This window comes from Streptacidiphilus jeojiensis, from assembly GCF_042510965.1.
In the GTDB taxonomy this organism is placed as follows: Bacteria; Actinomycetota; Actinomycetes; order Streptomycetales; family Streptomycetaceae; genus Streptacidiphilus; species Streptacidiphilus jeojiensis.
This window is the reverse complement of record NZ_JBEUKS010000001.1, coordinates 57,346-83,908: the sequence shown is the minus strand read 5'-3', so window position 1 is coordinate 83,908 and position 26,563 is coordinate 57,346. Positions and strand designations below refer to the sequence as shown.

At 69.9% G+C, this 26,563-nt stretch carries 24 protein-coding genes; 8 read left to right on the top strand and 16 right to left on the bottom strand.

The window, feature by feature from the left end; all coding sequences use genetic code 11:
- The first annotated feature begins 90 nt into the window (after positions 1-90).
- Positions 91-1,044, top strand: a complete 954-nt coding sequence (locus ABUW04_RS00405) for an aldo/keto reductase (protein ID WP_030252559.1) — start codon at positions 91-93, stop codon at positions 1,042-1,044.
- A gap of 22 nt (positions 1,045-1,066) precedes the next feature.
- On the opposite strand, the gene ABUW04_RS00400 is transcribed toward ABUW04_RS00405, so the two are convergent.
- Positions 1,067-1,825 carry a DeoR/GlpR family DNA-binding transcription regulator gene (locus ABUW04_RS00400; protein WP_380561527.1) on the bottom strand — a complete coding sequence of 253 codons (759 nt, stop codon included), beginning with the start codon at positions 1,823-1,825 and terminating at the stop codon, positions 1,067-1,069.
- Positions 1,826-1,912: 87 nt separating this feature from the next.
- Here ABUW04_RS00400 and ABUW04_RS00395 point away from each other — a divergent pair, with 87 nt between their 5' ends.
- Positions 1,913-2,590, top strand: coding sequence for an NUDIX domain-containing protein (locus tag ABUW04_RS00395; RefSeq protein ID WP_380563395.1), 678 nt, complete (start codon positions 1,913-1,915; stop codon positions 2,588-2,590).
- Positions 2,591-2,606: 16 nt separating this feature from the next.
- On the opposite strand, the gene ABUW04_RS00390 is transcribed toward ABUW04_RS00395, so the two are convergent.
- From ABUW04_RS00390 to ABUW04_RS00380, 3 genes are all read right to left on the bottom strand, one after another.
- Positions 2,607-3,089, bottom strand: coding sequence for an AAA family ATPase (locus ABUW04_RS00390; RefSeq protein WP_380561525.1), 483 nt, complete (start codon positions 3,087-3,089; stop codon positions 2,607-2,609).
- Between the two features lie 218 nt (positions 3,090-3,307).
- The gene (locus ABUW04_RS00385; RefSeq protein WP_380561523.1) at positions 3,308-4,651 is read right to left on the bottom strand and encodes a ricin-type beta-trefoil lectin domain protein; all 1,344 of its coding nucleotides are present in this window, start codon (positions 4,649-4,651) and stop codon (positions 3,308-3,310) included.
- 146 nt (positions 4,652-4,797) lie between these two features.
- Complete coding sequence (locus ABUW04_RS00380) at positions 4,798-7,041, bottom strand: RICIN domain-containing protein (RefSeq protein WP_030252554.1); 2,244 nt, start codon at positions 7,039-7,041, stop codon at positions 4,798-4,800.
- Positions 7,042-7,259: 218 nt separating this feature from the next.
- Here ABUW04_RS00380 and ABUW04_RS00375 point away from each other — a divergent pair, with 218 nt between their 5' ends.
- Positions 7,260-8,294, top strand: a complete 1,035-nt coding sequence (locus tag ABUW04_RS00375) for a LacI family DNA-binding transcriptional regulator (RefSeq protein ID WP_232242091.1) — start codon at positions 7,260-7,262, stop codon at positions 8,292-8,294.
- A gap of 117 nt (positions 8,295-8,411) precedes the next feature.
- Complete coding sequence (locus tag ABUW04_RS00370) at positions 8,412-8,891, top strand: DUF5662 family protein (RefSeq protein WP_380561521.1); 480 nt, start codon at positions 8,412-8,414, stop codon at positions 8,889-8,891.
- A gap of 9 nt (positions 8,892-8,900) precedes the next feature.
- Here ABUW04_RS00370 and ABUW04_RS00365 read toward each other — a convergent pair whose 3' ends face one another.
- The 8 genes from ABUW04_RS00365 to ABUW04_RS00330 all read right to left on the bottom strand — a co-directional run bounded on the left by ABUW04_RS00365 (position 8,901) and on the right by ABUW04_RS00330 (position 15,206).
- Positions 8,901-9,836 carry a hypothetical protein gene (locus ABUW04_RS00365; protein ID WP_380561519.1) on the bottom strand — a complete coding sequence of 312 codons (936 nt, stop codon included), beginning with the start codon at positions 9,834-9,836 and terminating at the stop codon, positions 8,901-8,903.
- A gap of 385 nt (positions 9,837-10,221) precedes the next feature.
- Complete coding sequence (locus ABUW04_RS00360; protein ID WP_380561517.1) at positions 10,222-11,607, bottom strand: S1C family serine protease; 1,386 nt, start codon at positions 11,605-11,607, stop codon at positions 10,222-10,224.
- 144 nt (positions 11,608-11,751) lie between these two features.
- Entirely contained in the window at positions 11,752-12,099 is a 348-nt protein-coding gene (locus tag ABUW04_RS00355) for a VOC family protein (protein ID WP_380561515.1), read from the bottom strand.
- Between the two features lie 97 nt (positions 12,100-12,196).
- Positions 12,197-12,805, bottom strand: a complete 609-nt coding sequence (locus ABUW04_RS00350; protein WP_380561513.1) for a hypothetical protein — start codon at positions 12,803-12,805, stop codon at positions 12,197-12,199.
- A gap of 178 nt (positions 12,806-12,983) precedes the next feature.
- Positions 12,984-13,373, bottom strand: a complete 390-nt coding sequence (locus ABUW04_RS00345) for a VOC family protein (RefSeq protein ID WP_380561510.1) — start codon at positions 13,371-13,373, stop codon at positions 12,984-12,986.
- Between the two features lie 93 nt (positions 13,374-13,466).
- Positions 13,467-13,838, bottom strand: a complete 372-nt coding sequence (locus ABUW04_RS00340) for a VOC family protein (protein WP_380561508.1) — start codon at positions 13,836-13,838, stop codon at positions 13,467-13,469.
- Positions 13,839-14,199: 361 nt separating this feature from the next.
- Positions 14,200-14,637: a hypothetical protein gene (locus ABUW04_RS00335; RefSeq protein WP_380561506.1), complete on the bottom strand. Its 438-nt coding sequence runs from the start codon at positions 14,635-14,637 to the stop codon at positions 14,200-14,202.
- Between the two features lie 251 nt (positions 14,638-14,888).
- Positions 14,889-15,206 carry a hypothetical protein gene (locus ABUW04_RS00330; RefSeq protein WP_380561504.1) on the bottom strand — a complete coding sequence of 106 codons (318 nt, stop codon included), beginning with the start codon at positions 15,204-15,206 and terminating at the stop codon, positions 14,889-14,891.
- Between the two features lie 301 nt (positions 15,207-15,507).
- On the opposite strand from ABUW04_RS00330, the gene ligA reads away from it, so the two are divergent.
- The 3 genes from ligA (at position 15,508) to ABUW04_RS00315 (ending at position 21,069) form a co-directional block, all read left to right on the top strand.
- The gene (gene ligA, locus ABUW04_RS00325) at positions 15,508-17,595 is read left to right on the top strand and encodes an NAD-dependent DNA ligase LigA (protein WP_380561502.1); all 2,088 of its coding nucleotides are present in this window, start codon (positions 15,508-15,510) and stop codon (positions 17,593-17,595) included.
- Positions 17,596-18,483: 888 nt separating this feature from the next.
- On the top strand, positions 18,484-18,912 hold the full coding sequence (locus tag ABUW04_RS00320; protein WP_380561500.1) for a DUF3291 domain-containing protein: 429 nt from the start codon (positions 18,484-18,486) through the stop codon (positions 18,910-18,912).
- 162 nt (positions 18,913-19,074) lie between these two features.
- Positions 19,075-21,069 (top strand): S53 family peptidase, encoded by a 1,995-nt coding sequence (locus ABUW04_RS00315; protein WP_380561498.1) that lies wholly within the window; start codon positions 19,075-19,077, stop codon positions 21,067-21,069.
- 54 nt (positions 21,070-21,123) lie between these two features.
- On the opposite strand, the gene ABUW04_RS00310 is transcribed toward ABUW04_RS00315, so the two are convergent.
- A complete protein-coding gene (locus ABUW04_RS00310) occupies positions 21,124-21,741 on the bottom strand; it encodes a class F sortase (protein ID WP_380561496.1) in 618 nt (205 codons plus the stop codon).
- Positions 21,731-22,423 (bottom strand): hypothetical protein, encoded by a 693-nt coding sequence (locus ABUW04_RS00305; protein ID WP_380561494.1) that lies wholly within the window; start codon positions 22,421-22,423, stop codon positions 21,731-21,733. Before ABUW04_RS00305 ends, ABUW04_RS00310 begins: the two co-directional genes overlap by 11 nt.
- A gap of 204 nt (positions 22,424-22,627) precedes the next feature.
- On the opposite strand from ABUW04_RS00305, the gene ABUW04_RS00300 reads away from it, so the two are divergent.
- The gene (locus ABUW04_RS00300) at positions 22,628-24,031 is read left to right on the top strand and encodes an SMI1/KNR4 family protein (RefSeq protein ID WP_380561492.1); all 1,404 of its coding nucleotides are present in this window, start codon (positions 22,628-22,630) and stop codon (positions 24,029-24,031) included.
- Between the two features lie 219 nt (positions 24,032-24,250).
- On the opposite strand, the gene ABUW04_RS00295 is transcribed toward ABUW04_RS00300, so the two are convergent.
- Together ABUW04_RS00295 and ABUW04_RS00290 are read right to left on the bottom strand one after the other, a co-directional pair.
- Positions 24,251-24,982: an aspartate/glutamate racemase family protein gene (locus ABUW04_RS00295; RefSeq protein WP_380561490.1), complete on the bottom strand. Its 732-nt coding sequence runs from the start codon at positions 24,980-24,982 to the stop codon at positions 24,251-24,253.
- Positions 24,982-26,523 carry an NCS1 family nucleobase:cation symporter-1 gene (locus tag ABUW04_RS00290; RefSeq protein WP_380561488.1) on the bottom strand — a complete coding sequence of 514 codons (1,542 nt, stop codon included), beginning with the start codon at positions 26,521-26,523 and terminating at the stop codon, positions 24,982-24,984. The genes ABUW04_RS00295 and ABUW04_RS00290 overlap by 1 nt, the downstream gene beginning before the upstream one ends.
- Positions 26,524-26,563: the final 40 nt, after the last annotated feature.

Genomic DNA, 26,563 nt, shown 5'->3' with positions numbered 1-26,563 from the left:
GTCAAGGACTCGCCGACGCGTGCGCCTCCGGCGCCCGACCGGGTGACGGGCCGACACGTCCCGTTGCCGTGCCCGATCTAGAGTGGCCCCATGGACTATCGAACCCTTGGCAACAGTGGACTCCTGGTCTCCGTGGTGGGGCTGGGCTGCAACAACTTCGGCGGAAGGCTCGACGCGGCACAGACAGTCGCGGTCGTGGACGCGGCGATCGACGCCGGGGTGACGCTCTTCGACACCGCCGACATGTACGGCGCCAAGGGCGGTTCCGAGACGCTGCTCGGCCAGGCGTTGAAGGGGCGACGCGACGAGGTCGTGCTGGCCACCAAGTTCGGCCACCAGGGGATCGACATGGGGTACGGGCCCGCAGCCGGGGCCAAGGGCGGGCGCTCCTACATCCGGCGTGCGGTCGAGGAGTCGTTGCGACGCCTGCAGACCGACCACATCGACCTCTACCAGTTGCACACCCCCGACCCGCGCACGCCGATCGCCGAGACGCTGGCCGCGCTCAGCGAACTGGTGCGCGAAGGCAAGGTGCGCTACATCGGACACTCCAACCTGGCGGGCTGGCAGATCGCCGAGGCCGCGCACGTGGCCCGGGAGACCGGGGCCGTGCCGTTCGTCTCGGCCCAGAACGAGTGGTCGCTGCTGGAGCGCCGGGTGGAGCAGGAGGTGGTGCCCGCGGCCGTGCACTACGGCCTGGGGGTGCTGCCGTACTTCCCGCTCGCCAACGGACTGCTGACCGGCAAGGTACGCCGCGCCACCGGCGTGCCCGCGGGCTCGCGCCTGCAGTCGCGACCCGAGCGGGTGACCGAGGCCGGCCTCGACGCGGTCGAGCGCCTCGCCGCCTGGGGCGAGGCGCACGGCCGGAGCGTCCTGGAGATCGGCGTGGGCGCCCTGGCCGCACGGCCTGGCTGCGGCTCGGTCATCGCCGGTGCGAGCACTGCCGAGCAGGTGCGCGCCAACGCCGCCGCGGGGGAGTGGGTGCCGACCCCCGAGGAACTGGCCGAGATCGACGCGCTGCTTTCACCCCCGACCGCGGTCTGACGCCGCGTCCGGGCCGTGGCCGTCAGCCGGCTGCCAGGATCTCCACGCCGTGCGCTGCGAGGTGCTCGACGACTGCGTCATGGGGGTCGGCGTCGGTGATCAGTCCGCTGACCTTCTCCCAGGGCAGTACGCGGAAGCGAGAAGCCGTGCCGATCTTCTCCGAGGAGGCGAGGACGTAGGTCTCCGCGGCCCGCGCGGCCAGGGCGCGCTTCATCGCGGCCTCCTCGGCGTCCGCGGTGGTCAGTCCCGCTTCGGGGTGCACGCCGGTGACGCCGAGCAGGCACAGGTCGGCGGAGACGTTCTGTGCGGCCTCGACCGCGGCGGCGCCGCAGGCGACCGCCGAGTGCTTGAAGATGCGGCCCCCGAGCAGGAAGAGCTCCGCCTGCGGATGGTCGAGCAGGGCCGCTGCGATGGTCGGGCTGTGGGTGATCACGGTGCAGACCAGATCCTGGGGGAGCGCCTGGGCGACGGCGAGGGCGGTGGTGCCGCCGTCGAGGATCAGCGCGTTGCCCGGCCGCACCAGGGCGGCGGCCACAGCGGCGACCTTCCGCTTCCCGTCCGGGGCCACGCTCTGCCGGGCGGCGTAGTCCGCCACCGCCGGCGAGACCGGAAGCGCTCCGCCGTAGACCCGCTGGCACAGCCCCTCGGCGGCGAGGTCGCGCAGGTCGCGCCGCACGCTGTCCTCGGAGATCCCCAGGTCCGACGCGACGTCCTTGGCGACGACCTTGCCCTCGCGGGCCAGCAGACCGAGTAGGTGGTCGCGCCGTTCAGCAGCCAGCATCCGCACTCTCTCCTGTTCTTGCACGTTTCTGCATGTATCGTAGCGCCTGTGAACGACCAACCCGTGCTCATCCCCGCAGGAGGCCAGGTGGCAGCCCGCACCGGCATAGACGTTCCCGACCACCGCGGCCGCACCGGCCTCGACCGGGCCGGACGTGGCCTTGACCGTAACCCCGACGTCCGGGTGCGCGACGTCGAGCTCACGTCCCAGGGCTGGCACGTCCTCCGGCGCACCACCTTCGACTACCGCCGCCGCGACGGACGCTGGGAGACCCAGCAGCGCGAGACCTACGACCGCGGCGACGGCGCCGTCGTCCTGCCCTACGACACCGAACGCGGCCGCGTCCTGCTGACCCGTCAGTTCCGCTACCCGGCCTACGTCAACGACCACCCCGACGGCATGCTCGTCGAAGCCGCCGCAGGTCTGCTCGACGCGGACGACCCGCCCGCCGCCGTCCGGCGCGAGTGCGCCGAGGAACTCGGCGTCACCCTGGGCCCGCTCACCCACGTCCTCGACGCCTACATGAGCCCCGGCTCGGTCACCGAACGCCTGCACTTCTTCGCCGCCCCCTACACCCCGGCCGACCGCACCGGGGCCGGCGGCGGACTCGAGGAGGACGGCGAGGACATCGAGGTCCTCGAACTGCCCTTCGCCGATGCCCTCGCCATGACCCGAGACGGCCGCATCGCCGACGGGAAGACGATCATGCTCCTGCAGTGGGCAGCCCTGGACGGGCCCTTCGCACCGGTGGCGGACGCTCGCTGACCACGAGGTGCGAGGTTCAGCCGAGGGGGTCGTCAAACAGCTCCAGTTCTTCGTCCGTGGGGACGTCCAGGGACGCTTCGCACTCCCTGAGCAGTTCGGGCGTGATCACGGCAGCGCCAGGCTCCTGGTTGCGTCGGCCGACACGCTCATGCAGTTCCTTCGAGGACACGGCCAGATACCGCAGTTCGACGGCCGCTCCGAGGGATCGGGCCAGGCGGCGCTTCTCGTCACGCTCGGCACGGTCCCAGAACCCGTTCTCCAGGATCACCACGGCGCCCTGGGACATCAGCTCCTGAGCCAGCAGCCAGAGGCGCTGCTCGACCCGGTCGCGGGCCCGGCCGTCGAAGCGGTCGAACCCGAGGTCCACCATCCACTCGTCGGGGCACAGGCGGACCGCCGGAAGCTCCTGGGCCAGCCTCCTGGCCAGTGTCGTCTTTCCCGCCCCGGGAAGGCCGCACAGCAGGATCAGTCTCGGGCCGGCCGGAACCACGCCGCTCACCAGCCTTCTTGATCAACACTTCGCCACGATGGCAAGGACGTCGTCTGCTGCCGTCACCTCGCGGACGCTAGTGCTGATCGCCTCGGTGGGCGAGTGATGTACAGTCGCTCGCGGCCCAGCACACCTGACGTTGAAACGCCTCCCCGGGCCCGCCGCATGGGCGGCGTCCGGGGAGGCGCTGGTTGACGCTTGGTGCGTCCTGCCGTACTGGCTGGATGTCAGCTGGACAGGGTCCACTGCTGGTTGGCGGAGTCGGCGCAGGTCCAGATCTGCAGGCGGGTGCCGTCGGCGGAGCTGGGGCCGGTCGCGTCCAGGCACTTGCCCGAGCCGGTGTTCACCAGCTCGCCGTTGGACTGGTGCGTCCACTGCTGGGCGGCGGTGCCGTTGCAGTCGTAGAGCTGGACCTGGGTGCCGTTCGCCGTGCCGGCCGCGGTCACGTCCATGCACTTGCCCAGTGCCTGGAGCGTTCCGCTGGAGGAGGTCCACTGCTGGGCGCTGGTGCCGTTGCAGGTGTAGAGCTGGACCGCGGTGCCGTTGGCGCTGCTGGCCCCGGCCACGTCGACGCACTTGCCGCCGTAGCCGGTGATCTGACCGCCGGTGGTCGGCGGGGGCGTGGTGGTGCCGCCGGTGATCGCGTTGAAGATCCGGGAGTAGGCGTAGCCGGTGCCCTTGTCGTAGCTGTTGACCTCCCAGAAGGACAGCTCCTGGACGCCGTTGCTGGCGGCGAAGCTCTCCAGCGCGCTGGCGTTGGCCTGGGTGAAGTTCTCGTTGTCGTCGTTCTGCCCGGCGATCGGGGTCAGCCCGAGGCGCCCGTAGGCGGCCGAGGTGGAGATCCCGTACAGGCTGGCGAGCTGGGCCGCGGTGCCCCGGGCGGCGGACTCGGCGTCGTTGAAGGCGTTCTGGCCGTCGCCGAAGTCCATGGTCATGATGTTGACCGTGCTGACGTTGACGCCCGCGCTCTTGGCGCCCTGCAGGACTCCGAGCTCCTCACTGGGCAGGCCGGTGGGGTCCACGGCGAGGGTGTAGTCCACCTGTACCGACGGGTTCTGGGCCTGCAGCGCGGCCAGCGCCTGGTTGCGGCGGGTGTTGGCCGCGGAGTCGTCCAGGGTGCCGCCCTCGATGTCGAAGTCGAGCTTGGTGATGCCGTAGGTGTTGACGATGTTGGCGTAGGCGGCGGTGAGCGAGGTGACCGAGGTGCAGGTCTCGGCGAGCTCGCCGCCCTCGGCGCCGCCGGAGGAGATGATGACGTTGCCGCCGGCCGACTTCAGCGTGTTCACCTGTGAGGTGAAGGCGCCCAGCGAGCTGCCGCCGGCCTCCCACTGCGGGGTGCAGCCGGACTGGGGGATCAGGAAGGCCAGCGTGTAGTACTTCAGCCCGGTGGCGTTCATGTCGGCCGTCATGTCGCCGACGGTGCTGCTGGACAGTTCCAGGTACGGGGCGGCGTAGTGGGCCGGGAAGGTGCCGGCTGCCTGGGACTGGGCGGCGCCGGTCAGGGCCGTCGCCATCGCAGCCACCGGCACGGTGACGGCGGCGATCATCTTGTACTTACGTGACCATGTCACGAGGTTCCTCCTGGTGCGGTCGAACGTGGGGGCTTGCAGGAAGGTCGATGCGCCGCCGCCGCTGCGGAACGCATCGGCGTTCCGGTGGGGGGAGGATCAGGGCGGCGGCGCATCGAGGTCACAGAGGCGTGGTCACGGCCCCGTGGTCACGGTCCCGTGGTCAGGTAGGCCACGGTGGGGCTTCCGGAGACCTGGGCACCGGAGTTGTTGATGATGTGGTGGATGGTTCCGGTGCCGCCGAGCGAGACCGTGACCATGTCGTGGAAGGTCGTGCCGCTGGTCGGCACCTCGATGGCGCGGTCCGCCGCGACCGCCGAGTTGGTGCTGAAGTAGCAGTACACGCCCACGCCCCAGGCCTGGTGCGAGGTCACCGAGTTGGCGACCTTGTAGGAGGGGTAGCCGTTCTCCCCGCCGCCCGGTGTCCAGCTGGCGTTGTTGGGAACGTCGTAGGGCATCTCGGACTGGTAGAAGTAGGTCCGGCCGCCGTTGCCGTTCCACAGCGTCTGGTACTGCTGGTAGTGCTCGACCGCCAGGCCGTACATGGTGACGTTGGCACCGTTGACGACCAGGCCGTTGGCGGCCGTGTTGGTGCTCCAGCCCACCCCGCTGCCGTGGTCGGCGCGCCAGATCCACAGGTCGCTGCCGACGGTGTTGGCGCTGTTGACCACCAGGGACTGGGTGGCCTTGCCGGCCACGTCGCCGCCGACGCGGAAGAACACGTCCGACAGCGTGGTCGGGTCGCTCGCGTGGCTGGCCGTCGAGCCCGCCGGGCCGATCTGCACCAGCGAGGAGCTGTTGGTGGTACCGGCGCTGACGATCAGTCCGGAGATGTTGATGCCGTCGACGTCGGCCGTGGTGATCGCGGTGACGCCGTTGTCCGGCACCAGGGTGGCCAGGCCGAGGCCGAGCACCACGGTGTCCGGGCGGGTGATGTTGAGCGGCGCGCTCAGGTGGTAGACGCCCGGGGTGACCAGCAGGTTGAGCCCGGAGGCGAGCGCCGCGTTGATGGTGGCCGCGGTGTCACCGGACTTGACCACGTAGAACTGGGAGATCGGCAGCGAGGTGCCCGCGGTGCTGCCGCCGGTCCAGTCCGGGCCGGTCGCGTTGGTGCGCAGCCCGGGGACCATGACGTTGTACAGGCCGGTGGAGTCCACGTACAGGTACGGCTTCTCCTTGGCCGTCGGCGTCTGGGACACGCTGGTGTACGTCGGGAACGACTGCCCGGGGGCGCCGTTGTCGCCGACGAAGACCATGTTCCAGTTGGAGCCGGCCCAGCTGCCCATGCTGGTGTCCTGGGTCAGGAACTGCTGCTGGGTACCGGAGTTGATCTGGCCGGAGACCCGCGAGTCGCCGATGAAGCCGCCGGAGGACCAGTTGCTGCTGGAGTTGCCCGAGGTGTAGTCGTCCAGGGTCATGTTGCCGTGCACGTCCACCCGCCGGAACGGGTCGGCCTGGGAGACGGCCCACTCCAGCGTCCCCGAGCTCGGGGTGTCGGAGAGGTTCTCCACGTCGCGCCAGAAGTTCTGGGTGGCGTTGCCGCCCGACCAGGCGGCGTCCACGTGCACCCCGCCGCCGGTCAGCGAGACGTCGTCGGGGGAGGCGCCGAGCCCGGCGACCTGGGTGTAGAAGCCCACCGGCACGTCCACGTTGTAGCTGCCGGGCTCGAACAGCAGCGCGTAGCGATTGGTGCCGAACTGGTTGGACTGCTGCGAGCTGTAGACCGAGTTGACGGTCGACTGGATCGAGGACGCCGACATCGACGGGTCGAAGATCTTGACGTTCGGCCCCAGGTCCGGGTTGTTCGGGTTGGTCGGCGGGGTGGTGCCCCCGCCCCCGCCGACCGTGTTCAGCGCGAAGGACTGGGCGGCGGTGCCGTTGCAGGTGTACTGCTGCAGTTGGACGCCGTCGGCGGTCGAGGCACTGGGGACGTCCAGGCACAGGCCGCTGTAGTGGTTGACGAAGTGGTAGCGCCCGCTGCTCTCCAGCACCGGCTGCCACTCCTGGCTGCTGTAGCCGCCGTTGGCCCAGAGGTGGATCACCGCTCCGTTGGCGGTGGACGGGCCGTTCACGTCGACGGCCGGCTGGGCGCCGTTGAAGTTGACGATCTCGTAGTAGCCGGAGTCGGCGCCCGCGCGGAACCCCCATTCCTGGGCGGTGGTGCCGTTGCAGGTGTACTGCTGCACGGCGGTGCCGTTGGCGGTGGCGGCTGCCGCGGCGTCCACGCACTTGGCGCTGTTGTTGGCCACCAGGTTGTACCAGGACGAGGTCGAGACGGCGGCCTGGGCGCTGCCGGCGCCGAAGGCGGACAGGCCCGCGGCCAGCATGACCACGACCGTGCCGGGCACTGCGGCCCGGCGCGCAGCCTTCCTGGCCTTGAGGAGATGTTTCATGGCTGCCCTTCGCAATGGGTGGATTGCGTTTCTGAAACATGGACCCGGAAAACGTTGCAGAAGCCGTTCTGGTATAGATCATTTACTGAGGCTGACCTGCGATGATGTGTCGTAGAGCGCTCTCTGCAACATGTGTTCCATGTACGAAACCAGTTTGGTCCAGACCTGTCAAGGAGCTGTGTCATCACCGCACGTCAGCGCTGGCCTAAGCTGTCGCCGTGGAACACGAGCAGGAGATCACCGGGCCCTCACCCGGCCGTGCCACGGTCCGCGGCCTGGCCGCGCACCTGGGCCTGTCGGCCGCCACCGTCTCCCGCGCGCTGAACGACCGCGCCCACGTCGCGGTCGAGACCCGCCGCCGGGTCCAGGAGGCGGTCCGTCAACTGGAGGGCCAGGACGCGCAGCCGCGTCCGCGCACCCGGCGCGGCCTGGTACTGCTGCGCTGCCCCTACGAGCTCACCGACTTCTTCGGACCGATCGTCTCCGCCGCCGCCGAGACGCTCCGACTGCACGGCCGCGAGGTGCTGCTGGACGCCGGCGGTGCCGGTTACCACGACACCGTCCTGCGGCGCCTGCCGAGCCGGCGCGACATCGCCGGGGCGCTCCTGGTCCTGCCGCCGGAGTCCGCCGCCGACCTGGAGGCGCTGCGCGCCTCGGGCACCCCCTTCGTGGTGATCGATCCACGGGTACGGGTGCCGCGCAACGTGCTGTCCGTCTCGGCGGCCAACGTGACCGGCGCGCGCGCCGCCACCGCGCACCTCACCGGCCTGGGCCACCGCCGGATCGCGGTGATCACGGCGGCGCCGACCCTGACCGCCGGCGAGGACCGGATGGCGGGCCACGCCGCCGCCCTGGCCGAGGTCGGAGCGCTGACGGACCCGGCGCTGGTCCGGGCCGGGGAACCGGTCGCGGAGACCGGCCACCGCCTGGGCGGCGAACTGCTCGACCTGTCCCCGCGCCCCACCGCCGTGGTGTGCTTCAACGACAAGGTCGCCGTCGGCGTCCTTCAGGCCGCCGCCGCACGCGGCCTGCGCGTACCCGAGGACCTGTCGGTGGTGGGCTTCGACGACATCGACGTCAGCCGGGCCACCACCCCGACCCTGACCACCGTGCGCCAGCCACTGCAGGAGCTGGGCCGGCTGGCCGTCACGGCCCTGATCCGGGTGCTCGAGGGCCACCAGGCCGAGGCCCTGCACATCGAACTGGCGACCCAACTGATCGTCAGGAACAGCACCGGCCCGGCCCCGCACTGACTCACCGCCGCCGCTGGACACACCCCGCGCCGAGCTGAACCCTTGTCGGGAGGGTCACTGCAGCTCAGCTGATCCGACGACCGTCACAACCCTCCAGTCGATCACGCGGGGACCACGATGGACACACCGTTCGACTCCACTGCCGACACCCTGCGCCACAGCCTGCGCGTCGCCGAGCTCATGGGCGAGCCGATCAAGGAGCTGATCGACCGTTCTACGCAACACGACCTGAGCAAGACCCGCGAACCCGAGCTCTCCACCTACGACCAGTGCGTTCCCAGGCTGCACGAAGCGACCTACGGCACCGCGGAATACGCGGCAGCGGTGGCAGCCATGGGCGAGGGACTACGTCACCACTACGCGCACAACCGCCACCACCCGGAGCACTTCCCCGACGGGATCAACGGCATGACGCTGGTCGACCTCGTCGAGATGCTCGCGGACTGGAAGGCAGCCACCGAACGCGGCGGGGACGGCGATCTGGCCCGCGCCCTGCAGATCAACCGCGAAAGGTTCGGCATCACCGCACAACTGATGGACATCCTCACCAACACCGCCCACCACTACCATTGGCTCAACGCCGACGAGGGCCGGTAGCGCCCAGGCTCATCCTCCGGTGAAGTACGACGGCTGACGGACGCTCATGCTCTGCGCGATCGCGGTCAGCACGGCTGCGCTCACCGGCGGTGAGGTGGCCTGGATGTCCGCCACCGTGTCGCCCACCCGGACGTAGTAGGAGACGTATTGGGAGTTCCCCGATCTCCACACCCCCGGCGCGACGGCGATGCAGGCGGGGGCCGGGACCGGGTAGGTGGAGTTGACCGCGGCGCAGTGCGACGGCGGGGTGAACCGCGGTTGCACCGGTGCGACGGTGACCTGGATCTCGCGCTGCAGCTCCGCCATGGTGGAGGCGGTCTGGCCGTCGGGGGCGAGGCGGTAGAAGAAGACCGGGCCGGTGATGGTCTCGGTCCCGGCACCTTCGATGTGGTAGCCGCCGGGTACCCGCGGTCCCAGCAGTGGGAGCGGGCTCGCCGACAGGACGCCGTTCTCCTGGCTGGTGGCGATCTGCGAGACGGCGTACGCGTTCACCGGCACCACCAGCGCCAGCGCGACCACCGCCGCCACCCGCGGCAGCCACGGGCGCAGCGAGGCGGTGAACCACGCAGCGAGGGCGAAGGCAGCGGTCGGTAGCACGAACCGGGCCCAGCTGACGTCGCCCGGGAGCCAGGGGATGCTGTTCACCGCCGTCAGATACCGCAGCAGGTACCAGCTCAGGCCGGTGCCGAGCAGCGCGGTGAGCCACGCCGGGCGCACCCCGAGCACCCGCAGCACCGCCCACGCGCCGAGAAACAGCACGAACGGGGTGGCATCGTCCCACAGCACCGCCACACCGAGGCAGCCCCAGCCGGGGGCGTTCCGGCAGGCGGAGGAGGAGTCCAGCAGCCACTCGGCGAGGAACAGCGCCACCATGAGACCGAGCCCCGCACCGGCCGCACGCAGCGTGCGCCCGCTCGGCCGCCAGCGTCCTGACGTCGGTTCCACCGTCCCCGCGCTGCTCACTCCGCACCCCCGTGATCGTGATCCGCAACGGGAGTACTCTGCCTCAACTCGCCCCACTGAGCCTGAGTACGCGTACTCAGATGTCGAGTCGTCACCGAGTCGACGGCTTGGCCAGCGTAGGCGTCGGGGTGAACGCGGGCTTCCTGTACTCCGACCCTGGGACCGGATACATCGGTGACCTTGAGAGCGACGAGAAAGCGCCACCGTCTGCGCCGTCGGTGTGATCCTGGCGGTCATCGATGCGCTGCGGACCGCTGCTGCTGAAGCAGGCCTGGTTGTCAGCGTCGCGGTGGTGGCTGCTGCCGGTCGTCCCGGACGAGGCCGGCGCCCGGCCGTTACCGGCCCGAGCGCCCGCCCTGGCGCCTCGTCAGGTCGCCGGGCCGCTGGCCAGGACCAGGGAGGCGCTGTGCTGGGTGCCGGAGGTGTCGGTCCACACCACGGTGACCTTGTCTCCCGGGCGGTGGGTGGCCATGACCGTGCTCAGCGCCGCCGAACTGGACACCGTCTGTCCGCCGACGGAGGTGATCACATCGCCCTGCGCCAGCGAGGTCTGCGCGGCGGGCGAGCCGTTGATCACTCCGGCGACCACAGCGCCGTTGACGCCGGTGCCGCTGCCTGCGCCGCCACTCAGGCCGCCGCTGTTGCCCTGGCTGCCGCCGGCGCTGTTCCCGCTGCTCACTTCGACGCCGAGGAACGCGGTGGCGCCGATGTGGACGGCCGAGCTCGCCTTGCCTGCTTCGATCTGCTGGGCCAGCGGCACCAGCGTGTCGATCGGCAGGGCGAAGCCTTGGGTGGCGGTCTGCTGGAAGCGGGAGGAGGAGGCGGAGCCGGCGGTGTCCATCCCGATGACCTGGCCGGAGGAGTTCACCAGTGGGCCGCCGGAGTCGCCCGGCTGGATGTTCGCGTCCACCTGGAGCAGCCCGTGCAGCTGTTCGGAGGAGCCGGTGGCGTCGTCGCCGGCGGTGATCGCCTGGTTCAGTGCGGTCACGCTGCCGGACGCCGCGGTGGGCGTGCCGGTCCCGCCGGCGTTGCCGATGGCGGTGACCTGGTCTCCCACGGCGGTTTTGGCAGAGGATCCGATCTGCACCGTGGCCAGTCCGGAGGCGTTCTGCAACTGCAGCACCGCCATGTCCTCGGCAGCGTCGTAGCCGACCACGGACGCGGTGTAGGTGCGGTTGTTGCCCACGTCGGTGACGGAGATCTGAGTCGCCCCGCTGATCACATGGTTGTTGGTGAGGATCTCGCCGTTGGAGGTGAGCACCATCCCGGTGCCCGCTGCCTGGAGGTCCTGGTAACCGAGAGTGACATTGATGATCGCCAGCGCCGGCTCGACCTTGGCCGCCACCGCCGAGTCCCCGCCGGCCGCTCCGGCCCCCTGGGTGGCCGGAGCGGTGGGGAAGGCGGGGGAGGGGCTCGCACCTGCCCCGGGCTGCAGCGAGGCGCCCGGCTGCGGGGTCGCGTTTGCGCCGAACGTCGAGGACGAGGCCGGCGCCGCGACCGAAGGACGCCAGAACGCATGGTCGATCCCGATGCCCACCCCAACCGCGGCCAGCAGCATCACCGATGTGCCCAGCCGCCGGCCCCGCCTGTGCGATCGCCTGGGCGGCGGGCCGAGAGGAGGGACCGGCCCGTAAGCCGGCGGCGGGTAGTCGCTCATGGTCCGTTCGGCCGTCGGCGTCCCCGGCGGATAGGGAGGTCCCCAGCCGCCGCCTGCCGTGCCCGCCGCACCGTACTGTCCCTGGCTGTCACTCACGAGAGCCTCCAGCAAGCCGCCGACCCGGACCTGTCCAGGTCTCCGCATCCCTCTGGACCCCCATCCTGTGCGCCGGTCCTGAGGACCGTGTCAAGAAAAGATGAGGATCCGGTAGCGACTACGGCGGCGGACCGTGCGGGGTCCTCAGCGGTGGCCCAGCACGTTGACCACTCGGCCGTTCGGGTCGCGGACGAAGAAGCGCCGGACGCCCCACTCCTCGTCCTGCAAGGGGTGCACGATCTCCGCACCGCTGGCCCGCACCACCGCGTAGGCCGCGTCGACGTCGTCCACCTCGATGCTCAGATCGGGGGCGACCGGCGCGGTCAGGTCCTCGGCCATCACGCTGATCTGGGCCGCCGGAGCGGAGGGAGAGGCGAGCGTCATGATCCAGCCGTGGTTCATGACCTCCTCGAACCCCAGCATGCCGTAGAACTCCCGGCTCTGCTCGGCGGCCTCGGACTGGATGTTGGGTCCGACGCGGCGAACGGCCATGAACGGCTCCAGGTGGCAAGGGGCGGTTTCGGACGGTCCAGCAGGGGGGCGGAGCAGGCAGCTGGCGCCAGGCTCCCGCATCGCTTCCCGGCACCGCTCACGCTGTCTGCGACATGTTCTCTATCGTGTCGTCGATCGGAGCGGGGAAGCCCAGGGCGTCCAGCAAGGCGGGGAAGAGGTTCTCCGCAAACGTGTCGTGTGAGAGGAGAACCGCCTCGATCCCGCTCCGGGAGGAAGGCGTGATTCCGGCTGCGGCGGCCCAGGCCAGGGCCGCTTCGGCGGATCGCGGGACTTCTTCCACGAGTTCTGCCCGCTTACGCTGTACCGCTTCGTGAAACCCAGGCGAGCCGACCCAAAGGCTCAGATCGTCCATGTCCTGGGGCTCTGCGGCCAGCAGCGATGCTGCGGTCTCCAGGTTCAGGCAGGCTTGCCACTCTCGTCCTACGGGGTCGAGACCGGCGATCAGGGCCATGTCGCTGTCGTTCACGTTGGCCACGCAGGCTGGTGCGTTCGTCCAGGCGACCAGTTCGCGCAGGTAGTCGGATTCCCAGAGCCCGTTGTCGAGTTCCAACGTCTGCCACCATCCTGGCCTGGCCTTCCAGGGTCGGATGGTGTCCTTGACCTCCTGATGGAGGTCATCGAAGACGGGCGCGGCCAGCAGCGGCTGGGTGCTGCGGCCGAAGACCAAGTGCCCTGAGAAGCCCATGGGCCACCTCCTACACGATGTTGAAGGCACCCTATGGCCCGCCGCTGACAGCCCTGCGACGCACTCGGCTGGTGGATCTGGTGAGTACCCTCGCCCGCTTGTTGCCGCGACCTTCGGCATGGACCCCGAAGGCGTCAGGGTCTACCTCGTCAGGCTTCGGCGGGACGATGGGACTTCGCTAGGTCGGCTTGCTCTCCTTGTCCATGACCAGGCAGAAGGGATGCCCAGCTGGATCCGTGAGGACTCGCCACCACTTGTCCTTGCCCGGCTGGTGATCCGGCTTGCCCGCGCCCAGCGCCAGCAGTTCCGCCTCGGCCTCGTCGAAGTCCTGGACCGCGAAGTCAAGGTGGAACTGCTGCGGAACCGTCTGGTCGGGCCACCGCGGAGCCTGATAGTCGTCGACACGTTGGAAACCGATGAAGAGACCGTCCTCACGCGTGATGCCGGCAAAGTCGGCGTCTGACTTTGGATGGAGCGCAAGGCCTATGGCCTGCTGATAGAACGCCGCCAGAGCCAGCGGATCACGGCAGTCGAGTGTTATCGCAGTCAACTTCATCTGCAGGGGCATGGCACCTCCGGGCTCAGCAGCGGATCTTCACGATGCGAGGGTTCTCACGCCGCAGGCGCCCGATGGTGTGAGGCACCAGGCCTTCCGGGCGCGTCAACTGCGGGTAGCGATGCAGAACGGATGGCCAGCCGGGTCGAGCATCACGACCAGCCCCCGCGAACGGTCATGCGGCTGATATTCGGGCGTGGTGGCCCCGTAAGCGTGCAACTGCTTCTCGGCCGCGTCGAGGTCGGCAACGAGGAAGTCCATGTGCATCTGCAGCGGGACATGCGACGAAGGCCAACTCGGCGCCTTGTAGCCCTCGATCTTCCGGAAGACCCAGGTCGTTCCGGCCATCGCGACCCACGCCGAGTCGTCGTCGGTGTGAGTGATCTCGCCCCCGGACGCTGCTTGATAGAACGCCGCCATGGCAGCAGGGTCCTGGCAGTCGAGGACGACACAGGCCAGCTCGATGATCGCAGACACAGGTTCACTCCTGGTTAGGGACTACTCGGCCCCATCATCCCGACTACCACCCGACCCGCACCAACCAGTTAGGGTGCGGTCCGTTGTGTGGTTGGTGCGGATCAGGATCCGTCGGCCGCGCCGGTAGCGCTTGGGGGACTGGGCCAGGGCCGGGCGGGTCGTGGTGATGTGCTCGGCTGCGGTGCGGCGTCCCGCTTCTCGGTGTGTGCCAGGATCAGCACACCGTCACGCTTGTTCACCTGGAGAACGCTCCCTTCCTTGCGGCGGACAGGATCTTGGAGAAGTCCCATCGTTGCAGGTCGGCAGTGCTCTTCAATATTTTGATCGAGGATCGGACGGGTTCGCTCCCGGCGACATGCCGCTAGAGCAGGCGCTTGGGCGTCGGCGACCAGGACGGCGGCAGTTCAACGTCCTCGTTGTGGTCGATCAACAGGGGAAAGCGGTCGTGCCACCACCTGCCTTGCACTGCCCAACGGCTTGGCCCGGGGCCCTGTGGCATGGTCGGCCTCGTCGCCGCGCGGTAGCGGGCGTCGCACTCATCGATCACGGTCTGACACAGCGTCCGCAAGGCAGGGGTGAGCAGCGGCCCGGCGTCGTGCAGCCAGTCGCGGCAACCCAGGTCGTTGTGGTAGTCCCAGAGCCATGTCGTGTCGAACCCCTCCTCGACACCCGTCACGAAGTCCTGCCACGACTTCATCTGTCGGAAGAGGCTCGGGGCGGCACCGGACAGGCTCGCGAGCCGCTGCTGGGCGTGCTCGGCGGACGCATGGTCCTCGGTGGTGAGCTGGGGGACGTCCATGCTGTACAGCGTTTCAGACAGTCAGTACCGGCGTAGCCCTCGCCCGGCAGGTGCAGAGCAGCAGGCCGCAGCCGCAAGGACCCAGAAGGACATCTCAGCAGGCCAGGAACGAGGGCTGCTGACCGGTTCACTCTTGTCCCACATGATGAAAGCCCGAGGCTAGTTCGGGGCTGCCCATCCGATGTTGTCCTCGGGAGCAGTGCAGCGGCCGAAGATCGCGATCTTGATGGTGTCTGGTGACTCAGTCCGTGCTACTCACTGGCCATCAGGTGGCGGATGATGGCGTGAGCGACGATTTGGGGGCCTTCGGTGATCAGGAGTTCAGCTCCGACGTGAAGGTGTGGTCTGGCCAGCTCGGGGACGAGGAAGCCGATGTTGGCGAGGGCCAAGCCGTGGGGCTGAGGGGTGATGTGTTCCACCAGGATGCTGAGAAGCGGCGCGTCAGAACCGGGGAACGTGGCGGTCGCCGCGTACACCGAGGCGGTCGGTGGGCCCGAACTACGGCCGCCCTGCGATTCCGGCAGCCAGCGGATCTCCGCTACGGCCATCGGCTCCTTTAGCTCGGTCACCGGCTCAGACTATCCGGCGCCTCTGTCATCGGGGTGCTGACAGAACCGCACTCAACGCCTGCCGGTGGTCAGTGTGTCTCAGGTCGGTGTTGGCGTGAGCGGCGCGGAGGCGCGCAGAGTGCTGCCATGTCCGAACGACGCGAATGACGCCGCTTGCACGCGCGGGCCCGCGCTATTGGGCTCCCCGTTCCCGGTGGCATGGTGGTGGTACTGACGGTCCATGCCCATGGGTGCGCGGGCCGGACGACTTGCTGACCACGGCACGGCTGGCGTGTCAGACCCGTAGTTCAGGATGACTCACATGACACCGACCAGTGCCCCGCTCTTCGCTCCACTCGTTGACCATGACTCGTACCTGCAGGCCGTCACCACCGCGCGTACTGCGGCGGACGCATACTACGGGGACGGTGAGTCGGGCCTGGACGACGACGCGTACGACCGCTTGCTGCGCGCGATCACCGTATGGGAGACCGAGCATCCGGATCAGACCGCCGAGGACTCCCCGACCCGTCAGGTGGCCGCCGGGGTGACCTCGGGAGAGGTGGCACACCGGGAACGGATGCTCTCCCTGGGCAACGTGTTCTCGGCTGAGGAACTCAACGCCTGGGTGGCCTCACTGGAGCGCCGGTTGGGTGGGCGTCCGGTGGCCGGGTGGTCGGTGGAGCCCAAACTGGACGGGGTGGCTCTGGCCGCCCGCTACGAGGGCGGGCGCCTGGTGCAGTTGGTAACCCGCGGGGACGGCAGCGCAGGGGAGGATGTCTCCCACGCGATCGGTACGGTCCTGGGCCTGCCCTCCGAACTGGTGGAGCCGGTGACCGTGGAGGTCCGCGGGGAGGTGCTGATGACCACTGCACAATTCGAGGCTGCGAACGAGTTGCGTCTGGCCCACGGGGCTCCGGTGTTCGCCAACCGCCGCAACGCCTCCTCCGGGTCGCTGCGCGCCAAGGACCGCGCCTACCAGGTCGAGCAGACCTTCCTCGGGTACGACGCTGTGACCAATGCCGAGCACACTTCCGACCCGGCTCTTCAGGAGCTGACCCACACCCAGCTCATCGCGCGCCTTTCGGCCCTGGGCGTGCGGACCACCTTGGACACGGAGGTCGCCACCACTGCCTGCGCCGGCGTGGAGCAGGTCCTGGCCCGGATCACCGAGATCGGCGCGCTGCGCACCACCCTGGGCTTCGAATTGGACGGAGCGGTCATCAAGGCCGACACCCCGGCCGACCGGGCCGAGGCCGGCACCGGGTCGCGGACCCCGCACTGGGCTACCGCGTGGAAGTTCCCCGCCGTCCAGAAGATCACCGTGCTGCGCGAGGTGCAGTGGAGTGTCGGACGCACCGGCGTGATCGCCCCACGCGCCGTCCTGGACCCGGTCACCGTGGCCGGCACCACCATCACCTACGCCACCCTGCACAACCCCGCCGACATCACCCGCCGCGGCCTCATGCTTGGCGACCACGTCACCGTCTACCGCGCCGGCGAAGTCATCCCCCGCGTCGAAGCACCCGTCACCACCCTGCGCACCGGAACCGAACGACCCATCACCTTCCCCGACACCTGCCCACGCTGCGACGCGGACATCGACCGGACCCAGGAGCGCTGGCGCTGCGCTCGCGGCCGTGCGTGCGGGCAGGTGGAGTCGATCCGCTACGCGGTGGCCCGTGACGCGCTGGACATCGACGGCCTCGGCGAGAAGATCGTGGTCCAGTTGGTCGAGCTCGGACTGATCGAGGACTTCGCCGATCTGTTCACCCTGACCCGCGATCAGGTCCTGTCGCTGGACCGGATGGGGGAGCGCAGCACCGACAACCTGCTGGCCGCGATCGAGACCGCCAAGGACAGGCCACTCAATAGAGTGTTCTGCGCCCTGGGCGTACTGGGGACGGGACGGTCGATGTCGCTGCGGATCGCCGGGCACTTCGGATCGATGCAGGCCATCCGGGACACCGACGCGCAGGGCCTGGAGGCGGTCGACGGGATCGGCGGCGAGAAGGCCCCGGTGATCGTGGCCGAACTCCTGGAGGTCGCCCCGGTCATCGACAAGCTGGTTCGGGCCGGGGTCAACATGACTCAGCCCGGAGGAGCAGTGGTCACTTCAGCCCCTGACGCGGTCGCAGCCGAGCCGCCGGGGGCGCGGCCCTTGGAGGGCCTGACGGTGGTAGTCACCGGCGCGATGAGTGGAGTCCTGACAGAGTATTCACGCACCGAGATGACCGAGCTCATCGCCCGGGCCGGCGGCAAGTCCTCTTCCAGCGTCTCTGCCCGCACCCACCTGGTGGTTGCCGGAGACAAGGCCGGCTCGAAACTCGACAAGGCTCGTCACCTGGGGATCGAGGTGCTCACGCCCGAAGAGTTCGCACAGCGCCTGGCAGGGGTGCTCAGCATCTGACGCTGACAGCCACCCGCGCCCTTCTGCTGACGTTCTCGCTCTGCCTCCAATGTCCGCATGATCGTCAGTCAAGGGGTGATGGTGCTTGTGAGGTTTGCCTGTAGCGTCCGCGCGGCGCGCGGATTCTTGTTCTGTCCATGGGGAGGCTTCATATGCGTCGTGCTGGGTTGGTGTGGCTGGTCTCTGCTGTGTCGGGAGGTGCTCTGACGCTGTCTGCCTGTTCGGTCGGGACGGCATCCGATGTTGGCGGCTTCGGACGCGGATCTGAAAGCGGCGGTCGACGCGGTGGCCGAGGCTGGGGTGACCACGGAGAACGTGGACATGTGGGTCATTGACCAGAGCCTGCCGGTCAAATTCCACGTGACTGCGGTGACCCCCAAGGCACCGAGGACGTCACGGTGGGTACTCAGACTACGCCAGCGCCCCAGTGGCTATCACGGTGCCGCCGGTGAGCGACACAACAGACGCGGGTGCGCTCACCTCGTAACCGGTCAGAGGCGGCTCGGTGCTGAAGCTGTGGTGGGGCGTGCGCGGTCAGTGGACCTGGTGTTCTTCCGGGCAGACCGGTTCGGCAGACGGCCATCGGTTCCCTGCGGCGGTAGCGGCCTGCTCGGATCCAGCGTCGGTCTCGCGCTGCCCCGGGGGCTGGCGCTGGGGTGGGGCGGAGTGACCGGGGGCTCGCTAGGAGTTCCAGCGCGGAGGCGAACGCGGTCAGCTCCCGGGTGATGTCCGGACGAGCGGGGATGTGGACGACTTCGGGGACGTCTGAATCAGGAGCCTGCGTGAACCGGCCACGGCTACGACTGCCTGGCTGAGCGGGCGGCATTGGATACTCGAACTGTCTAATATGGATACCGCTACTCGCCAACTTCACAACGGGGGAACACGATGCCAACTCTGCCCTGGACGACTCCGAACCCGGCCACCCCTGACACTCGCGCGTTCGTCATGGCGTCGCGCTTCGAGGTGCGGTCCGCCAAAGACGTGCCGCGCTTCTTCCTGAAGTCGCTCGCTGCATGGCGTCAGGTGCGGTCCGCACCGGGCGCGTTGGGTGCGTCCCTGATCGCCCAACCACTGAAGCGGACCTTCTTCACGCTCTCCGCCTGGGAGGGGCGTGACGCCCTCTACGCGTTCGCGGGGACAGAGCCGCACCGCAGCATCATGAGCGTCCTGCGCCCCACCATGCGGAGCTCCACCTTCACCTTCTGGGAGCTTCCGGTGGAAGAGCTGCCGATCAGTTGGGAGACCGCCAAACGACACCTCGCCGAGCAGGCACGCCTGGATGCTGCCACTGCCACGGGCAGCACCGACCGGTGACTTCCCGTCAGCACGGTGCCCGCCGGGAACACAGCTCGTCGGGAGCGGGCTCACGCTGAACGCCGATGCCGACGCTGCCGCAACCGAGGGTGTGCGAACTGCGTTGTACTCGGGGAGAGCGGCGGCCGTGCGGCGCTGTGTTCGTGGAGGACAGGAGCGCTGGTGAGGGGCTTTCTTCAGACGGTGGCCGCGATGGCGGCCTGTGCGGCGGTGGTGGCGTCCGGCGGCGTCGCGGGTGCGTCGGGTTCTGGGCGGACCGCGTCAACTGTCGCGCTGCCCGGGTCGGTCCGCGCGGCGGTGGGCACTGCCGTCTGGGTGGGGGCCGTGCCCGCGTCGCAGCGGCTGACGGTCCAGGTGTGGCTCAGGCCGGACGCGGCGCGCGCCGCCGCGTCCGCGGACGCGGTGGCCACGCCGGGCAGCCCCGAGTTCCACCGCTACCTGAGCCCGGATGCCTACACCGCCAGGTTCGGTCCGTCGGCCGCGCAGGTGGGGGCGGTGGTGGGGTGGCTCACCGGCAGGGGGCTGACGGGGGTTCAGGTCGACGGCGGCCGTGACTTCGTGTCGGCGACGGGGCCGGTCTCGGCGTTCGAGTCCGCTTTCCAGGTGCGGATCGGCCAGTACCAGCCCCGGGACACCGAACGCGGGTCGGCGGGCCGGTCGCCGGTGTTCACCTCCAACGACCGCCAGGTGTCGATGCCTGCGTCGCTGGCCCCCGATGTGCTGGGGGTGACCGGGCTGAGCAGCGCGTCCGTCGGATCGCGGAGCACGGCTGTGTCGGACGCGTTGGTTGCGCAGAGCCCAGCGGCGGGCAAGCCGGAGGGCAAGTCAGCGGGCAAGCCGGCGACGTGCGGCCAGTACTGGGCGCAGCATGTGCATGTCCTGCATCCCGCCTACCGGGGGCTGACCCGGGCCTCGCTGCCGGTGTGCGGGTACTCCGCGGCCCAACTGCGGGCCGCCTACGGGGCGACGTGGAGGGACACCGGCAGGGGCCAGCGTGTGGCGCTGACCGAGGACGAGTCGCCGACCGCGATGTTCCAGACGCTCACCGCGTACGCCCGCAGCAACCGGCTGCCGCTGCCGAAGCGCTCCCAGTTCCGGCAGGTCCAGGCAGGGGGCGCCTGTACCGCGCCCTCGCCGGCAGGAGACCGTGCGGCACAGTCGCCTGCCGTTGACGTCGAGGCGGAGATGGACTCCGAGGCTGTCTACGCCATGGCACCGGGCGCGGACCAGGTGATGGTGGTGGGTACCGGCTGCGACGAGGACCAGGCGCTGCTGGACGCGGCTTCGGCCGTGCTGACCGGGGACGGACACCGCCCCCTGGCCTCGATCGTGTCGAACTCGTGGCAGATCCCGCTGGGAGACGTGGCTCCGCAGATCGTGCACGCCATCGACGTTCGGGCCGCAGCCGAGGGGGTCGGCATGTACGTCGCCTCCGGTGACACCCCCGGCCTGACCGTCACCGACTCCGACCCGTACGCCGTGGCGGTCGGCGGCACCACCCTGGGGGTGGGGGCCGCGCGCAACCGGGTGTTCGAGACCGGCTGGTCCGATGACTACGGCTCCCTGGACGGCGGCAGGTGGACCGACCTCGGTGTCAGCGGGGGCGGCGGGGGCGTCAGCGACGTCTACCGGCAGCCGACGTACCAGAAGGGCGTCGTCCCGGCGTCGATGGCACGGGTGCGGGTGGCCAAGCAGACGGTGCTCGGCCGGGCAGTGCCGGACATCGCCGCCGACGCCGACCCCGACACCGGCATGCTGACCGGCTACACCGACACGGACAGCCACGGGAAGCCCGGGCGCTACCGAACCGTGGCAAGCGCCGGCACCAGCCTGGCCACCCCACTGGTCGCAGGCCTGGTCGCCGATGCCCAGCAGGGACGGACGCTGCCGTACGGCTTCATCAACCCGCTGCTCTACCGTCTGGCCGGCACCCGGGCGTTCCACGACACCCTGCCGATCAGTACGTCCGCGCCGCAGCAGAACCGGGCCGCCTACATCGCGCCCGACGACACCTTCACCAGCGCGGGCGTCGACGTCTTCGACGTCCAGCAACGCCCCGACACCGAGCAGGTGACCGTCAAGGGATACGACACCATGACCGGCGTCGGCACCCCGAACGGAACCGCCTTCATCGCAGCCCTGCGCCGCAGCGGCTGACCGCCCGGCCGGTGGCACCCCAGACGGCTGCGGCCGTGCGTTCTGCGGAGGCGGTCAGGTGGTGAGGCGGGCGAAGGCGACGATGCTGCCGAGGTAGCGGTGGGTGGTGGGGTCGTAGCCGTAGCCGCAGGTGATGAGGGCCAGTTGTGGGGGGCTGGAGAGGGAGTAGACCTGGCTGGTGGGGAAGGCGCTGTCGGTGTAGGCGGCGATGCGGGTGACGGTGAAGACGGCGGTGCTGCCGTCCTGGCGGTCGATGCGGATGCGGTCGCCGGGGCGGAGCTGGCCCAGGCGGTAGAGGACGGCGCGGCCGGTGGGGGTGTCGACGTGGCCGAGGAGGACGGCGGTGCCGGGGGTGCCCGGGGCGGGCGAGTAGCGGTACCAGCCGATGCGGTCGGCCTGGCGGTAGGTGGGTACGGCGATCTGGCCGTCGGCGGCCAGGCCGAGAACGGTGGTGGGGGCGTCGACGCCGATGGCGGGGATGCGGACACGTTCGGGGGCTGAGGCGGGCAGAGGTCCGCGTCCGTCGACGGTGCGGGCCAGGGCCGCGGAGGGGGGTGGCTGAGGGGCCGTCTGGAGGCTGCCGTGGGCGGCCATCCAGATGAGCAGCGCGCCCACCGCGCCGACGAGGAGCGCGTTGCTGCGCTTGCGGCGCTGCGGGTCGTCAGTGGGCACGGTCGTGACCGTTGGCGCGGGGGCGTGCCCGCCACCAGGCGGCGGCGCCGCTCAGGAGCAGCAGGGCGCCGAGGAGGCCGAGTGCCGGGTTGGTGCTGTGGGTGACGCTGCCGCCGGCGCCGGTTCCGATGTGGCCGTTGGAGGGCGGGGCGCCCATCACGGTGAGAGTGCCGGTCACGGTGCCGCCGCCGGCGCAGGCGGCTGCGACGGGGTAGGTGCCGGGCAGGGCAGTCGATGTGACGGTGGTGGTGCCGGTCAGCAGGTTGCCGCCGCCGGGGGCGGGGGAGAGCGGCGCGTCGGCGCTGAAGGCGGTGGAGGAGCCGATGCCGCCGGTGCCCTTGCAACCGGAGACGGTGAGGGTGAGAGCGGACCCGGCGCGGGCCGGGTTCGGTTTGACGCTCACGCCGGCTGGGCGGGTGGCGGACGGACTCGGCCTGGTGGAGGCGCTCCCGCTTGCGGACGGGCGTGTACTTGCTGAGGCGCTCGGGCTCGCGGAGGAGGCAGCGGTGGTGTGGCTGGAACTCGCGCTCGCGGCGGCCGATGAGCTGCTGGAGGAGACCGCAGCGGTGAGGTCCTGCGGGGCACCGCAGGCCGGCAGCACGGCGAGCGTGGCCGCCAGCAGCGCGGCCCCGAGTGCCGCACGGCGGCGTGCACTGACATGCGGGTGCAGGTGCACATCCATGCGGAGGGGCCTCCCACGGCGCTACGGCTGTTGATGGTCCCTCAGAGGGTTCCAGCCGCGCGCACGCGGCGGCAAGACATCGGACAGCCTCCTCCGAAGCGTGCAGCGCGAACGGCGCTCGCGACCACGCCGACCAACTCGCCGCCGGCCAGAACACCGGGTTCTCCGGGGCCATGTGTCGGTGGTCGCGCGTAGGGTCTGCGCATGGTTGATCAGAAGGTCACTTCGCTTTCGATACATGACTTCGCGACGTGGGCGCCCGTGCTGCGGCTCCTGGTGGACAGCAGTCCGGACCGGCACGGTGCTGCGTCGGTGCGCGTGTCGGGGAGGATCGGCCGGCACGGCTGGAGTCTGGCTCTGCGGCGGCCGCGACGGGTTCCTGGCCGTGCGGCCCAGGTGGAGGACGTGCAAGATGAGTTCGACGCGGTGCAGCGGGTGCAGGGAGCGCTCGCTGACGCCGGCATCGACGACATCTCCTTCCGGGCGGAAGTCTCCGGAACGGGCAGGACGGTGCTCCATCTGCTCGGGCCGAGCCCGGCGGTGGAGTCCGGCATCGGCAGCGCCCATCCGGGGGCGCTGGTCCTGGTCGAGGGCTCGGTCCCCGAGCCCTGGCGCCGCCTTCCTGAGCCGGTGCCCGCAGCGGTGCCGGCCCCGTCAGTGGATCTGGCGCTGCTGGAGCGGACGCTGCGTGAGCGGCTGCCCGACGCCGTCGGGGCAACGCAGGAGGAGATCGCTGCCACGGAGGCACGACTGGGTGTCCCGCTGCCCGAGGAGCTGAAGGTGCTCTACCGGGTGACTCGGGCGCGGTGGGAGGACTGGGGCGACTACGAGAGGGCCGGCGGCGTGTACCACGCAGTCGGCTGCGAGTTGTTCCCCTTGGATGACCTGTACGTCGCAGATGCGACGTCCCGTCACTTCCTCTGGCAGTTCGGGGCGAAGAACGCGGTCGTCACCGGGCCCGGCGCCGCGGTCCAGGGCCTGGTCGGCTCGCCCGGCTGGATCGCCTTCGGCGACAACGGCGGCGGGGACCGGCTGGCGGTGGACCTGACTCCCGGCCCGCGCGGTCACCTCGGGCAGATCATCCTGCTGTCCCATGAAAAGAGTACCGGCGCCGACCTGCTCGCCGACTCCCTCACCGACCTCGTCCTGGAACGCCCCAGCCGCTACAGGGAGGAAGCCGACTCCGGCCTGCCGCCGGTCGTTGCCCACGTCAACGTCCGCAGCGTGCCCAGTGTCCAGGCCGCAGCGCACCCGGGCCTGGAGGTCCTGTCGATCGGCGTGTGGGAGGACGAGCCGGTCAGCCTCGCCCCCGTCACCGGGCTGCCGCGGCTGCGCACCCTTGCCGCCTACCCCGGAACGCTCGCCGATCCGCTGGAGATCGCGAACCTGACCGGCCTGGAGTACCTGGAGCTCGGGCCGCAGGAGTGGCGCGTCCTGTTGGATGCGGGCGCCGTTCCGCGCAGCCTGTCAGCAGCCGCCATCATGGTGCGCGGCCAGCAGGACCCGCTGGCCGTCGTCGCCGTCGCCAACGACGTTCTGGCCCTGTGGGACCGACCGCAGATCATCCAAACAGTCATCGAAGGCAACCTCGCCCCCTCCCATAGCTGACGAAGCTTCGCCGGGCGTACCGCCGGGACCCTGTCGCCGGGGGATGAGCACGATTGGGGACTGGCTCACCCGGCGCGGCGCGGCGCGGCGCCGGCGCAGGGCCTCCCCGTGTTCGGCGGCGGTATCCCGCAGATGACTCAGATCGCCGGCTGCGTGCGGCCCGTCCCACACCACCGACGCGATGGTGGCGAGGTGATCAAGGGGGATGCGCATGCGGTGCTACCGTGGGTCGGCCAGGCCGAAGTGCGCCAGGGCGCCCTGGTAGGGCTTGCTCGGCGGAGGGGCATACTCGCCGGACCGGCTCGTCCCGAGCCCGAGTCGTAGGAGTCCTTCGACCGCTGCGACGGCTGCAGCCACGCCGTCCACCACGGGGACGCCCAGTTCCGCGGTCAGAGCGGTGCACAGGTCCGCCATCCCGGCGCAGCCCAGGACGATCACCTCGGCACCGTCGGTCTCCAGCGCTGCGCGGCACTCGGCGACGATCCGGCCGCGCGCGCCGGGGTCCGTCTCCAGTTCCAGCACCGGCACGTCGCAGGCCCGGACGTTGCGGCAGTAGGGGCGGACGCCGTAGCGGTCCACGAGTTCTTGGGCCCGGCCGGTCGTCCGCGCCAGGGTTGTCACCACGGTGAACGACCGGCCGAGGTAGGTCGCCGCCCGCATCGCCGCCTCGGCGATGCCGACCACCGGGCCAGAGGCGACTTCCCTGGCCGCGTCGAGCCCGGGGTCGCCGAAGCAGGCGATCACGTACCCGTCCGCCGACGCGCCGCCGGTGATCTCGGTGAGCAGCCCGGGGACGCTCAGCGCCTCGTCGTAGTGGGACTCGATCGAGACGGGTCCCATCGCCGGGCTGACGGCGATCACGCTGGTGCCCGGGCCGACCGCGCGCCGGGCACTGGCCTCGATCGACCGGGTCATCGACTCGGTGGTGTTCGGATTGACGACCTTGATCATCACTCCGCCGACGCCGCCGCTCCTGTCGGTGCGGCCGGCAGTTGGGCAAGGACCTCGCGCCGGCCCGAGCCGGCCACGTTCGCCCGGCGAGCGATCAGGTAGTACGTCACGAACCCGCAGCCGCAGCCGACGAACCAGCCGTACTGCGGCAGCCAGCCCAGCACGCCGCCCAGCTTGGGCACGATCACCGAGGCGAGCGAGATCGCGCCGGACAGAACCACCGCCTTGACCGCCGCCGGGTTGTAGCCGCCCTGGTAGTAGTACGCGCCGCCCTCGTCCAGGGTGAACAGGTCGTCGACGATGATCTTCTGGCGGCGGATCAGGTAGAAGTCGGCGATCAGGATGCCGAAGAGCGGACCGATCAGAGCGCCCAGCAGGCCCAGCGTCCAGAAGATCGCGTTGGCGTTGTCGTACCAGTTCCACGGGGTCAGCAGCAGTGAGCCGACCGCCGCGATCATGCCGCCCATGCGCCAGCTGATCTTCTGCGGACTGACGTGCGAGAAGTCGAAGGCCGGAGAGATGAAGTTGGCGACGATGTTGATGCCCACCGTGGCCGTGACGAAGGTGACGCCGCCGAGGATGATCGCGAAGGTGTTGTCGATCTTCTGGACGGTCACGATCGGATCGGTGATGAGCTGCCCGTACACCGGGACCGTCGCTGCGGCGGTGAGCACCGTCAGCAGCGAGAACATCACGAAGTTGATCGGAAGGCCGAGCAGGTTGCCCCGCTTCACCTGCGAGAACTTCCCCACGTAGCGGGAGAAGTCACCGAAGTTGAGCATCGGCCCGGAGAAGTAGGCGACCACCGCGGCCGTCGCGCCGCACATCGTCCACAGCAGCGACCAGCCGGACAGGTGCTTGTCGGACAGATCCAGGTTGATGTGGAAGTGGGCCTTGGACAGCATGTAGAGGCACAGGACCAGCATCACCACGTACACCGCCGGGCCGGCCAGGTCGATGAACCTGCGGATGGTGTCCATGCCGCGCCAGAACAGCGCGGCCTGCAGCACCCACAGGATCGCGTAGCTGAGGTAGCCGAGGTAGGACAGCCCGAGCAGGCCGTGCCGGTGCACGTCCGCGAACGGGGCCAGGCCGGGCCACAGCTTGAGGAACACGATGTTCAGTGACTCGGCGGCCAGGAAGGTCTGCACCCCGTACCAGGCCACCGCGATCAGGCCGCGGATGATCGCCGGGATGTTGGCGCCCAGCACTCCGAACGACGCCCGGCTGGTGACCGGGTACGGCACACCGACCTGCTGGCTCGGCTTGGCGACGAGGTTGCAGAAGAACTGCACGATGACGATGCCGACGATCAGGCAGATGAAGACCTGCCAGCTGGTCAGGCCCAGGGCGAAGAGGCTGCCCGCAGTGATGTAGCCGCCGACGCTGTGCACGTCGGACATCCAGAAGGCGAAGATGTTGTACGCACCCCAGGGCTGTTCCCTGAGCGGCGCCAGATCCTGATTGGTCAGCCGTGGGTCGTATCCGCGTTCCCCCGACCCGGCCGGCGGTGCCGCCGGTCCCACTTCCTCTACCGTCATCTCCAGGCTCCTCACGGTTGGACCATTCGCTCGATGTCTC